A 14,084-nucleotide genomic window follows, 5' to 3' on the forward strand; every position below is an offset into this window, starting at 1 on the left:
GCGTATTCTCAATAAAGAAATAGCCACCCTGGGAGGAAGCCAACATGTTTCTCAAGAACGCCTGGTATGTCGCCGCATGGGATCATGAGGTCGGGCGCGATTTGAAACCCATCAAGATCCTCGGCGAGGAAATCGTCCTCTATCGCAAGAGCGACGGCACGCCTGCCGCACTGGAGGATGCCTGCCCGCACCGCAAACTGCCGCTGTCGATGGGGCGCATCAAGGGTGACGACGTCGAATGCGGCTATCATGGCCTGACCTTCGACTGCACCGGTACCTGCACGCGTGTTCCGGGCGCTGAAAAGATCCCGCACGTTGCGAGGGTCCAGTCCTATCCGGTCGCCGAGCGCTACGGCCTGCTCTGGATCTGGATGGGCGAGGCGGAACAGGCCGACCCTGCGAAAATCTTCGAAGTCGACCATTGGGGTGACCCGGCCTGGGGCGTCAACCGCGGCGAATCCATGATGCTTGACTGCAACTATCTCTACATGACCGACAATCTGCTCGACCCGTCGCATGTGTCCTGGGTGCACCAGACCTCGTTCGGCGGCGTGGCGGCAATCGAAGGCGTGCCGCTCGAAACCACCGTCGGTGAAAACGGGGTTACGGTCTGGCGCTGGATGATCGACGTCGAACCGGCGCCCTTCTATGCGCCTTTCCTGAAGTTCAAGGGCAATTGCGACCGCAAGCAGCACTACGAAGTGCGCTATCCGAGCAACGCGATCATCAAGGCCATTTTCGTGCCGGCCAACACTGGCGGCGAAGACAAGCCTTACCATGACGACGTCTTCCTCATGGACAGCTACAACTTCATGACGCCGATCGACGAGAACCAGACGAAATATTACTGGTTCCAGATGCGCAACTTCGCGCCGAACGACGAGGAAGTGTCGAGCCAGTTCGCCAAGTCCGTACGCGGTGCATTCGACGAAGATCGAGCGGTGCTCAATGCCGTTCACAAGGGCATGGCCAACAAGCGCACTCCCAATCTCGATCTCAAGATCGACGTTGGTCCGCTGCGCTATCGCCGCAACCTCGCCAACCTGATCGCAGCTGAAAACCAGAAGCTTGCGGCGGCTGAATGAACGCGCTGGTAACGCCGCAAGCTGGACGCAAGACGGGCTTTCGCGACCTGAAAGTGGTCACGAAAACCCGCGAAAGCAGCATCATCACTTCCTTTGACCTGGAACCCGTCGAGCCGGAAGGCTGGCGGGCTTTCCAGCCGGGACAGTTCCTTGTCTTCCGCATCCCGGTAGCGGATGGCAAGGATTTCGTGCTGCGCAACTACAGTGTCTCCTGCTCGCCTGCGCGCGAAGGCAGCTATCGCATCACCGTGAAGCGGGAAGCAGCGCCCCGATCCGATGTGCCGAACGGAGTGAGCTCCTGCTATCTGCACGACACGATCGAGGTCGGCGACGTGCTCGTGGCCGAGGGGCCGCGCGGCGAGTTTGTCCTCGACCGCACCAGCACGCGGCCGGTCGTGCTGCTCAGCGGCGGCGTCGGCCTGACGCCGATGGTGTCGATGCTGCACGCGCTCGCCATCGAAAGCGATCGCCCGGCCTTCTTCGTCCATGCCTGCGAGAACGGCGACGTGCACGCCTTGCGTGACGAGGTCGAGACGATTGCTGCGTCCCGACCAGGCATCAGCGCGCATTTCTGCTACCGGTTCCCGACGGAACAGGACAAGGCGCGCAAGCTCCACCACAGCGAAGGCGTCGTCACACGCGAATTGCTGCAGCGCCTTTTGCCGCTCGATGACTATGAGGTTTACCTGTGTGGGCCGCCGCCCTTCATGCAGGCGCTCTACCAAACCCTGCGCGGCCTCGGCATCGAGAAGAACCGCATTGCCTATGAATTCTTCGGCCCGGCGACCGTGCTTGAACAGGTGCCTGCACCTGTTCTCGTCGCCGCGCCTCCCGTTTCGGACAAGAAAATCGCCAGCGATGCCATCACGGTCGAGTTCCGCAAATCCGGCCTCACCGTGCCGTGGGATGAGAAGGCCGGATCGCTGCTCGACTTTGCCGAGTCGCAAGGCCTTTCGCCGGAGTTCAGTTGCCGTGCCGGCATCTGCAGCACCTGCAAGTCGCATCTGGTTGAAGGCGCGGTCGCTTATTTCGAAGATCCGCTGGATGAACTCGGCACGAACGAAGTGCTGCTTTGCTGCTCGAAACCCCAGGGGCCGGTGGTGATCGACATCTGACCGGTTGGCGAATTTGGAACCGCACGGTTCGTACTACTTCACCTCACAAACGGAAATTCCCTTGGAACAATCGGCGAAAACCAGACCGGAAGGCGAACTGCCCTTCAACCCTCATGTCGCATCGCTGCCAGCCTACAATGCCGGCATGAACATTGCCGCGGCGCGCGCCGTCAGCGGTCATCACGACATCGCTCGTCTCGCCAGCAACGAGAACCCGGACGGCTGCTCGCCGAAGGTAATGGCGGCACTTTCCTCCGCCGGTTTCGAGCCGTGGCGCTATGCCGATCCGGCCTGCACGGCGCTACGGACCGCGCTCGGTGAAAGGCTGAAGGTCGAGCCGTCGCATATCGTCGTCGGCAACGGATCGGAGGAAATGATCGCCGCGATTTCCCGGGCCATGCTCGTTCCCGAGGCATCCGTCGTCACCGTGGTGCCGAGCTTCGGCTTGCACGAGATCGAGCCGCTGGCAGCGGGCGCGAAAGTGATCAAGATTGCGATGACTGCATCGCTCGGTTTCGATCTCGACGCGCTGGAACAGGCGATCGCCGCAGGCCCGCGCATCGTCTTCCTGTCTTCTCCGTGGAACCCGGTCGGACCGGGCCTCGACCGGCGGGAGCTTGAGCGTCTGGTCAATGCGGTGCGGCCCGGCACGCTGTTCGTGCTGGATGAGGCCTATTTCGAGTTTGCCGATCCGGACGCGCCGAACGGTATCGAACTGCTGCGCGAAAGCGGCATCGCGTATGTCGTGCTGCGAACCTTTTCCAAGGCCTATGGGCTGGCGGGACTGCGCGTCGGCTATTCGGTCTGTTCCGATAGCGAAGTTGCGCGCGTCGTCTCGGCTGCCAAGACACCCTTCAACGTCAATGCCGCCGCCCAGATCGCGGCTATTGCAGCGCTGGAAGACGACGCCTGGATGAAGGCGTCCGTCGCGCGCATCCGCACTGAGCGAGCGCGCGTTGCTGCGGCGCTTGGAAAGCTCGGCTTGCGCCTTGCTCCGTCCCAGACCAATTTCCTGTTCTTCGATTGCGGCGGCGAAAGTTCCGCGCTCGCCGCATCGCTTCTTCAGGCGGGCATCATCGTCAAGGCATGGCGCGAAAAGGGCTATGAGCGGTTCCTGCGCGTCACCATAGGTTCGCCAGCTGAAAACGACCGCCTGATCCAGGCCCTCGGACAATTGGTATCACGATGACGTCCGGTTCTCTTGTGGCAGAGTTGGTCCCTGAAGCGACGCTCGATGCCTTGCGCGCCATCGTGGGTTCGGCAAACGTGCGGACCGGGGAGGCGGTAACGTCTGCCGATCCCGGCTGGAATCCCGACAATTTCGGCGCGGGCATCGTCGTTGCACCCGGCTCGACCGAACAGGTTGCCGCCGTCATCCAGCTCTGCCGCGACCATCAGGTATCCTTGGTGCCGCAAGGCGGACGCACAGGCCTCGTGGGCGGAAGCGTCTCAAGCCAGGGCCAAATCATTCTGTCGCTGGCGCGCATGAACGCCATCGAGCGGCTCGACCCGGTCGAAAGAGTTGCCGTCGTTCAGGCGGGCTGCACGCTGGAAACGCTGCAAGCCGCCGCCGCCGAGCATCGGCTCGAACCCGGCATCGATCTGCCGTCACGCGGTTCGGCGACCATTGGCGGCATGGTTTCCACCAATGCGGGCGGCATCATGGCCTTTCGCAACGGCGTCATGCGCCACCGCGTCCTTGGCCTTGAGGCGGTGTTGGCCGACGGCTCGATCATGACCGACCTGACCCGCGTCGTGAAAACCTCTGCCGGCTACGACCTGAAGCATCTCTTCATCGGCGCGGAAGGCACGCTCGGCATCGTCACCCGCGTGGTGGTAAAGCTCGAACCGCTGCCCAAGGCCACCGCGACTGCTCTGTTCGGCCTGCCTTCGGTCAGCGCCGCGCTGGAAACAATCCGCCTTGCCCTCGACACCGAGGCTGGCCATCTGCGCGCGGCGGAAGCGCTGTGGCAGTCCTACATCAAGCTGGCCGCGTCCGCCCATGGCTGGTCCGAGCCCGACTTTCCGCTCGACCAGCCGATCTGCCTCCTGGTGTCGCTCGGCGGAGCCAGTGAGCAGGCGCTATACGACGAATTCGAACGGCTCTTTGCCGAAATACTTGACCGCTTCCCCGAAGCGACAGGCATCATCGCCAGTTCGAAGCAGCAGGAAATCGGGCTGTGGCGGCTGCGCGAAGATACGGACGTCATCTACCGGACTCATCCGGCCTCGCCATCCTACGACGTGTCGGTGCCGCTGTCGGAAATCGACGCCTATGTCGCGCATATCCTGCGCGGCCTTTCCGAAATCGAGCTGGATCTGGCGCCCTATCTGTTCGGGCATCTGGCCGACGGCAACCTGCACATTGCGCTTAATCGAACCGGCCCGTTGAGTGACAGCATGGCAAGTGCTGTGGAAGCCGTCCTCTACAACGGCTTGCGTGAGCGGGGAGGTTCGTTCTCAGCCGAGCACGGCGTTGGCTCCAAGCGCATCCATTCGCTGATGGCAACCGCGGACTCGACCAAGCTAAGCGCCATGGCGCAAGTGAAAGCAGCGCTAGACGGCCAGGGGGTCATGAACCCGGGCAAGGTATTGCCGTTGAAACGGCGGTAAGCCGCTCACGCTCGATTGAAACAGGAATCGGCTCGCCTTCAAGCGAGCCGTTTCCATAATGTGCGTTGGATTTACTCGGCAGCGCCGATTGCCTTCAAACCGGCCACGGCGCAGCCGGCATCGATATCGCCCGAGGGAGCGCCGCCGACGCCGATGCCGCCGACAAGTGCCTTGCCGAACTTGATCGGCAGGCCGCCGGCCTGGATGACCATACGCGCATCCATGTCGCGCAAGCCTTCGTTTGCCGGCTTGGAAGCGATGAATTCCGCCAGCCCGGCCGTATCGCGGCCGAGAGCGGCAGAGGTGAATGCCTTGCCTTGCGCACTGGAACCGGTATGCGGGCCGGAATTGTCGGCCTTGATCAGAACCTTGGTCGAGCCGTCGCGCGCCACGATCGCGACGCTGACATTGTGGCCTTCGGCGACGCAGGCCTTCAGCGCGGCGTCCGCAGCCTTGGTGGCGATGTCGAGCGGCAGGTAGGGAGCGGTCGGCAGTTCCTGCGCGGTGGCGGCAAGGGGAGCCAGAACGGCAGCGGCGAGAACGAGGTTGCGGAGCATCTGTTGGTTTCCTTTCCAAGTTGATGGAAGGAAGCTAGCGCACGTCTCGAACGACGGGCATTCGTAGGCCTTGCAATGGTGTCCGTAGTTCTACGGAGTGTCGCGTCCCTCGATCCACAGGCGCGTCATCTCGGCTTGCGAGGTGGTGCCAAGCTTGGCGCCAATGGCCGCGCGGTGGCTTTCCACCGTGCGTGGAGACAGGCCAAGCCCTTCGGCGATCTGGCGCGAGGTAAAGCCTTCGGCGATGCGGTCGAGCACTTCGCGCTCGCGCACCGTCAGCGCTGCGAGCAGGGCCTGCGCTTCGGCCTGTTCGGCGCGACGGTTGAGCGTGCGTTCCAGTGCTTCCTGGGCTTTCTGGATCGCATCGATCAGGTCCTGCTCATCGATCGGCTTGGAGAGGAAGTCCACCGCGCCGTTGCGGAATGCCCGCCGGCAAGCCTCGATGTCGCCGTGGCCGGATATGACGATGGTTGGCCAGTCGATGCCTTGCTCGGTCAATCGCTCCTGCAGCTTCAATCCGGAAATGGCCGGCATGCGGATGTCGAGGATCAGGCAGCCGGGCGAAAGCTTCGGCACCTGCGCCAGAAACGCTTGCGGATCGGCGAAGCCGACGGCCTTGATGCCGACCGTGGACAGAAGAAGGCCGAGCGCGCGGCGCACTGCCTCGTCGTCATCGACCAGATAGACGGGACGGGTCATTGTGCGGCCTCCGCAACTCCATTGCGCGGCAAGGTAACCCGGAAGGTCGCGCCCGGCCCGCCGTCGACCAGAGCGATTTCCCCACCGGCGCGTTCCACCAGGCGTTGGCTCAGCGCAAGGCCGAGTCCGGTGCCGTCGGCGCGTGTCGTGGTGAACGGCGTGAACAGGCGAGGACGGAGTTCCTCGGCGACGCCTGGGCCATTGTCGGCGACATCCAGTACAGTTTGACTTCCATCCTGCTCCAGCTTGACGACAATCCGTCCGGTGCCGGTTGCATTACCCGCCGCCTCGATGGCGTTGCGCACGAGGTTGAAAACGACTTGTTCCATCTCGACAGGGTCGGCAACAACGGACACTGAGTGTTCCGGCATTTCAAACTCCAGTTGTGCACCGTGCAGCGCGGCTTGGGGAGCGAGCAACGACCGCACATTGGCCAAAACTTCGCGCAAGTCGAAAGCCGTGGCTGCGCCACGTTGCGGTCGGGACCAGTTGCGGAAACGCTGCAGGATTGCCGACGCCCGGCGCGCTTGCGTCACGGTATCGTCGAGCACCGGCTCCAGCGCGCTCGCATCGCCTTGACCGAGCATCCGCCGCCCTGCCTGTGCCTGCGCCAGAATGGCCGTAAGCGGTTGTGTCAATTCATGCGCCAGGCCGCTGGCCATCTCACCAAGCGCATTAACCCGCGATGCATGGGCAAGGCGTGATTCCAGCGCACTCAGCCGTGCCTGCTCAACCGCCGCCCGCGCCCGTGCCCGCTGGCGTAGCGCTGCGAGTGCAGCAAGATAGGCAAGGGCGACGGCGAGCAGCGTCAGGCCCGTCTGCAGGGGAGGATAGACGTCGGCGATCCCGATCTTCATCCCGGTTTCAAGAAGCAGTGGCTGGGACTGGCTGCCGAGAACCTTGGTGAATCGCACCGTTTCGGGCGAGCGGGAATCCCCCACGAGTGAATGGCCATCCGGCAGGGACAGGCCGAGCGCTACGCCGGGGCGCGACCAGAATGTTCCCGCCTCGTCGAGCAGTTTTTGCGCGTCGATGCCAATCATCAGCCCGTAGAGTGCTGCATCCGAATTGGGGCTTCGCTTCACCATGATGTAGTGGTGTTGCCTGCCGGGGTGCGGCAGCAGCGTGATCTGACCTTTGGAAGCTTGCGCCGCCGAACGGACAAGATCGGCGGCGGCAGGATCTAGGGGCTCGGTGCCTACCACTTCGCCCTGGGGATCGAGCGGGACAAGCTGAACCTCGTCGATGCGCGGGTAAAATCGCGTGATGGTCTCGGCCACGTCGAGAAACAGCTTGTGCTGCTCGCTCCCGGCGGCCACCGCGATCGCCGATAATGCCGTAAGATGGGCGTCATGCTGGTCGGCGCGCTGCGATGCGAGGCGGTGAAGAACCGTGCTTTCCTGTTCCAGTTCCGCAACAAGGGCATCTCGCTGGAAAAACGCAAGCGCGCCGGCGGCAGCAAGAAGCAGCAGGCATCCGATGGCGATCTGCTTGAACAAGCTGTCAAGGATAGTGCGATTGCCGGGCATCATCTGTACATTCTTGCAGCTTGTGCGCCTGACCGGAATGCCCGCTGCAATTTGCAGATTTTTCTCATCCATCTATCCATGCTGAGATCGTCCGGCCGCTAGAATCGCACTCATGTGCCCCACCAACTCTGCGCCCGGCCCGGTACTTTCCCATGAGTAGATCGAGACGGCCATCGCGGGCTCCGTTCCAAAAGCCGTGCATTGCCGGACGCGATACCCCGCCACCGCGCTCTTGGGGAGAAGGGACAGGCCTATACCACCCTCGACCGCAACCAGAACACTATGCAAACTGCTGCCCGAGAAGGCGATGTACTAGCGGCGTTGGTCTTGCTCGATGCGCTCGAACATCGCTTCGCGATAAAGGCCGCCGGGCGGAAAAGTGACCAGCGGAATCGGGTTGAGTGGCTCACCTGCTGCATCGGCACTTTCGAACCATGCCATGGCTTCCGGATAGGTTGCCCGGCATGAGGGGTCTGCCGCCGGTTCCTTGACGACCACGATATCGAGTTCGCCGGCGCGATAACGCCTGGTCAGGTCGCGGCTCAGGCCTGCCGTAACGTCCAGCCTGATCGCGCGGTATCGCCGGGCGAAGTCGCTGAACACCGCCGCCATGGCGCTTGTTACGATATCTTCGGGGACGCCGATCCGGATCGATGTCGTTCCGGCAGGGTCGCCAAGTGCCGATTGCGCCTCTTCCTGAAGGGCAAGGATTCGGCGCGCATAGCCCAGCAGCCGCTCACCAGTGGGCGTCGGCTCGACAGGCCGCGCCGCGCGATCGATCAACGCCGCTCCCACTGCTTCCTCCAACCGGGCAAGTTGCTGGCTGATGGTGGATTGCGTCATGTTCAGGCGCTCCGCCGCCAGCGTGAAGCTTCTGGCATCTGCGATCGCGACGAAGGCGCGGAGAAGGCGCGGATCGAGCATTGTTTCGAGGCCGTTCCCAAATTTCTAATATCTGTATTGCAAATGATATTTATCCAAACATTTAATTTTCAAATATTTCTCTTTCTCCCTATCTGTACTTCGTGCCCGCGCAGTCACGAGAACCGAGATCGGTTCTCGCGCCGGTATGGCCGAAATCGCGCGCCCAGATGGAAGGGAAAAAGCATGACCGAAGAACAGGGCTTCTTGTGTCAGGCCATCGAACTGGCTCGCGCCAATATCGATCAGGGCGGCCGGCCCTTCGGCGCCATTGTGGTCAGGGACGGCGAAGTCATCGCCATCGGCGTGAACGAGATCCACACGACAAACGACCCGACGGCTCATGCAGAAATGTCGGCCATCCGTGCCGCCAGCCGCAAGTTAGGGATGCCAGATCTTGGCGGATGCGCTGTTTATGCAAGCGGCCACCCTTGTCCAATGTGCATGGCTGCGATGCGGCTTTCCGGCGTGAACAAGGTTGCCTACGCCTACTCCAACGAAGACGGCGCTTCATTCGGGCTTTCGACGGCGGCCATCTACGAGGACCTCGCCAAGCCTTTTGCCGAGCAATCCATGGCCATCAGCTACCAGCCCATTCGTCCTGAAGGCAAGCCCGATCTCTACCATCAATGGTCTCGCAGCCGCGCTGGGAAGCGCTAGCGGTGGAAGCCAAGGCTCGCCCGCTGTTGCTCGCGGCAGTCGTCCTGATTGGTCTTAACCTGAGGCCATTCATGACCGGTGTCGGGCCGCTGGCGGCAGACATAGGCGCGCAAACCGGGCTCGACCTGCAGGGCATGGCGCTTCTGACTCTTGTGCCGATGCTCTTGATGGGTGTGTTTGCCTTTGCCGGCCCCTCGTTGCAGGCCCGCATCGGTGCGCGTCAGGCAATTATTGTTGCGCTTGCCGTCCTCGGCTTTGCCTCGTTCCTGCGCGTTTTTGTATCGACCGGCTGGCAAATGATTGGAACCACGGTCCTGCTGGGCTTAGGAGCAGCCATCGTGCAGGCGGTGTTTCCAGGCGTCATCAAGCACCAGTTTCCCCGACATGTCGGCGTCGTCATGGGGCTCTATTCCGCCATGCTGATGGGCGGAGGCGCGCTCGGCGCGCAACTGGCGCCACTGATCGCGAAAGCTGCCGGTGACTGGCATGCCGGTTTCGGCTGGATGGCGATTCCGGCGGTGCTCGCTCTTTTGCTGGCGGCGCGCAGCCTGCCACGCGGGGCCGCGCGGCAGGGCAGCGGCCATGTTGCGAAGACCTTCCTCAAGCGACCGCGGACATGGTTGCTGATCGCATGCTTCGGCCTCGTCAACAGCGGATACTCCACAGTTGTGGCGTGGCTCGCGCAATACTATCAGGACTTCGGCTGGAGTGCCGCATCGAGCGGCAGCCTGCTGGCAGTCGTATCGGTGGGGCAGGCTTTTGCGGCCCTTGTGTTGCCTGTACTGGCCGGCAGGGGCGGGGATCGCCGACCCTGGCTCTGGCTCACGCTCGCCATGCAGGCAGTTGGCTTTGCGGCGCTTGCGCTACGACCGGAGGTTGCTCCCATTCTCTGGGCGGCTTTGCTTGGCGCGGGATTGGGCGGCTGCTTTTCCTTGTCCATGATCCTGGCGCTGGATCATCTGCATGACCCGGTCGAGGCCGGCGCTCTCTCTGCGCTCATGCAGGGAGGCGGCTTCCTGATCGCTGCGATGGCACCGTGGGTCGTGGCCGTCCTTCACGATGCCACAGGCAGTTTCGTATCCGGTTGGGTGTTGCATCTCGTCAGCGTAGCCATCGTAACGGTGCTTTATTGGCGCGCATCGCCGGCAAGCTATGTCGTCGCGATGAACCCGACGGCCCCAACATCCCGCAACTGACCATTCGTCGGCTGCGGGATTGGCAACAGTCTTGTCACGAAACGGCGAACGACCGTCAAGATCAGCTGAAGCCGAGGAACGACAGGATGGCCACGACGGCAACCGTGAAGCCGGTCAGATAAAGAACGTAGTTCATTTTCGTCTCTCAATTTCAAGATGTTCGATTTTGAGAACTGTTAGCGGACCTGCGCCAAGGCCGCTTTGCGGGGGCGCAAAGAAAAGCCTCGCCGGAGCGAGGCAAGAAGGAGGGTTTTTAACTGCGTCGTTGCAGCGTGTGCTGCTCCGTTGCAGCAGGCAATATTGTTCGCAGTTCACCGTGGGATGCGCTTTGCGCTGCGACAAATAGAATGGCGCGCAAGCGGCCTTTGCCCCTGAACCCTGCCGCCGCGCCGACTGGCTTGTGGCGCAGCCACATGGTTTGACTTCCAGCGGTTACTCTTCTGCAACTTCCTTTCAACAGCTCTGGCATCGTTTCTGGCAGCCGCAGTCCAGCGAATTATTTCGAGGGTTGGCTGCCGATATTGATCCAGATCAAGTTCGTGTGAGCCTATACCCGGTTTAGTCGCAATCCGATACAACTTGGCTCTGGCTCCATCGACTATGTGCCCGGAGCGTCCGCCGTCGCGCGAATTGAGACGGCTTGAAAGGCAATATTTCAGCAGGGCAAACGGGGCGCATGACTCATTTCCGGGGTAATTTCGGCGTCGAGCAATCGGCGGTGGCGGAGCTTGTTTTGCGTGCACGCAACAAGTCTCTTTCAGACACCACGTCGGCATTGGCGGTTCTGGTCGTGGCCGGCCTGTTCTCGCAAGCGGCAATCGCTGCGGATGCGACATGGAGCGGCGGTGTTTCAGGCCAATGGTCCAATACCGCGAATTGGATAGGCGGCGTTGTCCCCGCCGGCGCCGCGACCTTTTCCTCCAGCGGCATCTCCACAATTACGCTCCCCAACGGAGCTGTTGTGAATTTTGAACTGGTCCCGACCTCTGTCGGCGCGATCGTTTTCGATGCAAGCGCGCAGGCCTACACTTTTCACATCGGTACCCAAAATAGCGCCGCATTGGCTTTGACGGGGGCAGGTATCGTCAACAATTCCGCCAACCAGCAGACATTCGTCAATGGTCTCGGGTTGTCGTTCCTTAACGCAAGTTCCGCCGGCAACGCGTTCATATCAAACTTCGGCGGTTTGGATTTCCGTGATGCGAGTTCCGCTGGAACTGCCACCATCACCAACAGTCCTGGTGTGTTCCTGAATTTTTCCGGAACGAGCACTGCCGGCAACTCGGAAATCACCAACCACAACTGGCTGGCCTTTTTCGAAGCATCCACGGCTGGAAATGCTGTGATCAACAATGCCGCAGATGGAACAATCTACTTTATAGACAATACGAAAGCCGGCAGCGCTACGATCACCAATTATGGCACGGTCAGCTTTTCCGATGCCGTTCAGTCCTATTCCACCAGCAATAGCTCTGCAGAAAACGCTACAATCACAAATAATGGCAACCTTACGTTCAGTCGATTAAGCACAGCCGGCAGTGCGAATATCACCAACAACGGGACGATGTCGTTTTCCGAGGTCTCGAATGCGGGTAACGCCACTATTACCAACAACGGCACGCTCGCATTCGATGGGCCGATGCCAAACCGGTTTGATCCGAGGGATCCGACGTCGGCAAAAGATGCCACCATCCTCAACAACGGTACGCTGAGGTTCGCGAACAAGAGTACAGGTGGCAATGCTGCCGTCACCAACGGCAGCGCGGGAATTGTCGATTTCTCCCAGGCTCTCGTGGCACCGACGGTCGGGTCCATTGCGGGTGGCGGCAACGTCTATCTGGGGTCACTTGGACTTGTGATCGGTGGCAACAACCTCTCGACCGTCTTTTCTGGGTCGATCAGCAATTGTGCTGTTGGGAAGCCTTGTGCAACGCCGTCTCCTTTTGGAGGCCGCATTAACAAGACAGGCACCGGCACCCTCACCCTTGCCGGAACAAACGGGTACCTCGGCCCAACGACTGTCCTTGGCGGCACGCTTTTGGTGAATGGCAGCATTTCGAGTTCGGAAAGCGTGTTTGTGGGCGCCGGCGGCACGGTCGGCGGCATTGGCACCTTGGCGCCCACGATCATCGACACGGACGGAACACTCGCCGCAGGCAATAGCTTGATCGGCACTCTTTCGGTGGCTGGCGACCTTACGTTGAAGACCGGAAGCAAATACGCGGTCGATTTGTCGCCGACCTCCGGCGACATGACTTCGGTTTCGGGCAAGGCGACACTTTCTGGGGCAGTCGAAGCGAGCTTCGGCGCGGGATCGTACCTTCCGAAGAGCTATGTCATCTTGTCGGCGACCGGAGGATTTGGCGGCACGACATTCGACGCCTTCAACATTGTCGACGCCCCCGCCTTGCAGGCGAGCCTGGCCTATAGCCAAACCGAGGTCAGCATCGATCTCGTAGCAGCGACTGCGCAGATGAAGGGGTTGACCCGCAACCAGCAGGCAGTAGCCGAGACGCTTGACGAGGCCTTCAATGGCGGTGGCGGTATAGGTTCGGGCTTCTCGACGCTGCTTGGGCTGCCACAGGGCCAACTGGTCAACGGCTTGTCGCAATTGTCGGGTGAGGCGGCTTCCGGCGCGATCCAGTCGCCGTTCCATGCGCTCGACACGTTTCTCGGTGTGCTGCTCGATCCGACCATCGGCCAGCGCGCAACGGCGCAGGAGCCCCCGTTGGCATTCGCTCCGCAGGGGCAAGAGCTTCCGGTCTTTGCGTCGGCCTACGGTGAAGCCGGTTCGAGCGGCGCATCGCCTTCGCTCGCACCCAGTCAACCCGGCTACGGCATGTGGGGCTCGATCTATGGCGGCCAGGCGACAGTTTACGCGGACGCGCTCGTGGCGGGCACGCATGAAACGCATGACAACATAACGGGACTGGCCGTTGGCATCGACTACCGCTTGGGTGCGGACACCGTGGCCGGTTTTGCCCTGTCGGGCGGCGCCACCTCGTGGAGCCTGGAAAACGGCTTGGGCGGCGGCGACAGCAACATGTTCCAGGCCGGCGTCTACGGCAAGACGCACTTCGGCGCCGCTTACCTGTCCGGGGCTCTGGCCTATGCTTGGCATGATGCGAGCACGGCGCGCACCGTTACGATCGCGGGCATGGACGAACTGGCCGCCGACTTCAACGCCAACGTCTTCGGTGCAAGGGTCGAAGGTGGTTATCGGTTTGATACGCCCATGGCGGGCATCACGCCTTACGCAGCCTTCCAGGCACAGTCGGTGCATACGCCGTCTTATAGCGAATATGCCAAGTCGGGCTCGGCCCAGTTCGCGCTCGACTATGCGGCGCAGACGACGTCGACGACACGGACCGAGATCGGCACGGGTATCGACAAGCTGTTCACTTTGGATGACGGCACTTTGCTGACTCTGCAAGGGCGTGCCGCCTGGGTCCATGACTTCGACAATGACCGCAACATCTCGGCAGAGTTCCAGGCGCTACCGGGTTCGAGTTTCACGGTCGATGGCGCGGCTTCGGCGCAAGACAGCGCCTTGCTTTCTGCCGGTGTAGAGATTGGCTTTGCCGGAAACTTTTCGCTGAGCGGCAGGTTCGACGGCGAGTTCTCTTCCAGCGGCAACGTCTATTCCGAGACGGTGGTCCTGAAACACCAGTGGTAGTCGCCGTCGCCGTCAGAACCCGCCTTCACTATA

At 61.6% G+C, this 14,084-nt stretch carries 11 protein-coding genes; 7 read left to right on the plus strand and 4 right to left on the minus strand.

Annotation, left to right across the window (positions count from 1 at the left end; all coding sequences use genetic code 11):
- Positions 1 to 44: 44 nt before the first annotated feature.
- The 4 genes from ASD50_RS11485 to ASD50_RS11500 all read left to right on the plus strand — a co-directional run bounded on the left by ASD50_RS11485 (position 45) and on the right by ASD50_RS11500 (position 4,813).
- Positions 45 to 1,085, plus strand: coding sequence for an aromatic ring-hydroxylating dioxygenase subunit alpha (locus ASD50_RS11485; RefSeq protein ID WP_056240838.1), 1,041 nt, complete (start codon positions 45 to 47; stop codon positions 1,083 to 1,085).
- Positions 1,082 to 2,200 carry a 2Fe-2S iron-sulfur cluster-binding protein gene (locus ASD50_RS11490; RefSeq protein WP_056240841.1) on the plus strand — a complete coding sequence of 373 codons (1,119 nt, stop codon included), beginning with the start codon at positions 1,082 to 1,084 and terminating at the stop codon, positions 2,198 to 2,200. Before ASD50_RS11485 ends, ASD50_RS11490 begins: the two co-directional genes overlap by 4 nt.
- Before the next feature lie 61 nt (positions 2,201 to 2,261).
- Positions 2,262 to 3,389, plus strand: a complete 1,128-nt coding sequence (hisC, locus tag ASD50_RS11495; protein ID WP_082549600.1) for a histidinol-phosphate transaminase — start codon at positions 2,262 to 2,264, stop codon at positions 3,387 to 3,389.
- Positions 3,386 to 4,813: an FAD-binding oxidoreductase gene (locus ASD50_RS11500; RefSeq protein WP_056240844.1), complete on the plus strand. Its 1,428-nt coding sequence runs from the start codon at positions 3,386 to 3,388 to the stop codon at positions 4,811 to 4,813. Before hisC ends, ASD50_RS11500 begins: the two co-directional genes overlap by 4 nt.
- Positions 4,814 to 4,884: 71 nt before the next feature.
- Here ASD50_RS11500 and ASD50_RS11505 read toward each other — a convergent pair whose 3' ends face one another.
- The 4 genes from ASD50_RS11505 to ASD50_RS11520 all read right to left on the minus strand — a co-directional run bounded on the left by ASD50_RS11505 (position 4,885) and on the right by ASD50_RS11520 (position 8,522).
- Entirely contained in the window at positions 4,885 to 5,370 is a 486-nt protein-coding gene (locus tag ASD50_RS11505) for a GlcG/HbpS family heme-binding protein (RefSeq protein ID WP_056240846.1), read from the minus strand.
- Between the two features lie 90 nt (positions 5,371 to 5,460).
- Positions 5,461 to 6,069 carry a response regulator transcription factor gene (locus tag ASD50_RS11510; protein ID WP_056240849.1) on the minus strand — a complete coding sequence of 203 codons (609 nt, stop codon included), beginning with the start codon at positions 6,067 to 6,069 and terminating at the stop codon, positions 5,461 to 5,463.
- On the minus strand, positions 6,066 to 7,670 hold the full coding sequence (locus ASD50_RS11515; protein ID WP_244484497.1) for a sensor histidine kinase: 1,605 nt from the start codon (positions 7,668 to 7,670) through the stop codon (positions 6,066 to 6,068). The genes ASD50_RS11510 and ASD50_RS11515 overlap by 4 nt, the downstream gene beginning before the upstream one ends.
- Before the next feature lie 240 nt (positions 7,671 to 7,910).
- The gene (locus ASD50_RS11520; protein WP_200952397.1) at positions 7,911 to 8,522 is read right to left on the minus strand and encodes a LysR family transcriptional regulator; all 612 of its coding nucleotides are present in this window, start codon (positions 8,520 to 8,522) and stop codon (positions 7,911 to 7,913) included.
- A 183-nt stretch (positions 8,523 to 8,705) separates the two neighbouring features.
- On the opposite strand from ASD50_RS11520, the gene ASD50_RS11525 reads away from it, so the two are divergent.
- The 3 genes from ASD50_RS11525 (at position 8,706) to ASD50_RS11535 (ending at position 14,051) form a co-directional block, all read left to right on the plus strand.
- Complete coding sequence (locus tag ASD50_RS11525; protein ID WP_056240851.1) at positions 8,706 to 9,179, plus strand: nucleoside deaminase; 474 nt, start codon at positions 8,706 to 8,708, stop codon at positions 9,177 to 9,179.
- Positions 9,149 to 10,375 carry a cyanate transporter gene (locus ASD50_RS11530; protein ID WP_056240852.1) on the plus strand — a complete coding sequence of 409 codons (1,227 nt, stop codon included), beginning with the start codon at positions 9,149 to 9,151 and terminating at the stop codon, positions 10,373 to 10,375. The genes ASD50_RS11525 and ASD50_RS11530 overlap by 31 nt, the downstream gene beginning before the upstream one ends.
- A 676-nt stretch (positions 10,376 to 11,051) precedes the next feature.
- A complete protein-coding gene (locus tag ASD50_RS11535; RefSeq protein ID WP_056240856.1) occupies positions 11,052 to 14,051 on the plus strand; it encodes an autotransporter domain-containing protein in 3,000 nt (999 codons plus the stop codon).
- Positions 14,052 to 14,084 lie beyond the last annotated feature (33 nt).

The sequence above is a fragment of the Mesorhizobium sp. Root552 genome (assembly GCF_001427285.1).
GTDB lineage: Bacteria > Pseudomonadota > Alphaproteobacteria > Rhizobiales > Rhizobiaceae > Mesorhizobium.

What these genes read in the sequence shown, in the direction of transcription:
- ASD50_RS11485 (WP_056240838.1), top strand. Translation starts at nt 45, where the DNA reads ATGTTTCTCAAGAACGCCTGGTATGTCGCCGCATGGGATCATGAGGTC.
- ASD50_RS11490 (WP_056240841.1), top strand. Translation starts at nt 1,082, where the DNA reads ATGAACGCGCTGGTAACGCCGCAAGCTGGACGCAAGACGGGCTTTCGC.
- ASD50_RS11500 (WP_056240844.1), top strand. Translation starts at nt 3,386, where the DNA reads ATGACGTCCGGTTCTCTTGTGGCAGAGTTGGTCCCTGAAGCGACGCTC.
- ASD50_RS11505 (WP_056240846.1), bottom strand. Translation starts at nt 5,370, where the DNA reads ATGCTCCGCAACCTCGTTCTCGCCGCTGCCGTTCTGGCTCCCCTTGCC.
- ASD50_RS11510 (WP_056240849.1), bottom strand. Translation starts at nt 6,069, where the DNA reads ATGACCCGTCCCGTCTATCTGGTCGATGACGACGAGGCAGTGCGCCGC.
- ASD50_RS11515 (WP_244484497.1), bottom strand. Translation starts at nt 7,670, where the DNA reads ATGGATGAGAAAAATCTGCAAATTGCAGCGGGCATTCCGGTCAGGCGC.
- ASD50_RS11520 (WP_200952397.1), bottom strand. Translation starts at nt 8,522, where the DNA reads ATGCTCGATCCGCGCCTTCTCCGCGCCTTCGTCGCGATCGCAGATGCC.
- ASD50_RS11525 (WP_056240851.1), top strand. Translation starts at nt 8,706, where the DNA reads ATGACCGAAGAACAGGGCTTCTTGTGTCAGGCCATCGAACTGGCTCGC.
- ASD50_RS11530 (WP_056240852.1), top strand. Translation starts at nt 9,149, where the DNA reads ATGGTCTCGCAGCCGCGCTGGGAAGCGCTAGCGGTGGAAGCCAAGGCT.
- ASD50_RS11535 (WP_056240856.1), top strand. Translation starts at nt 11,052, where the DNA reads ATGACTCATTTCCGGGGTAATTTCGGCGTCGAGCAATCGGCGGTGGCG.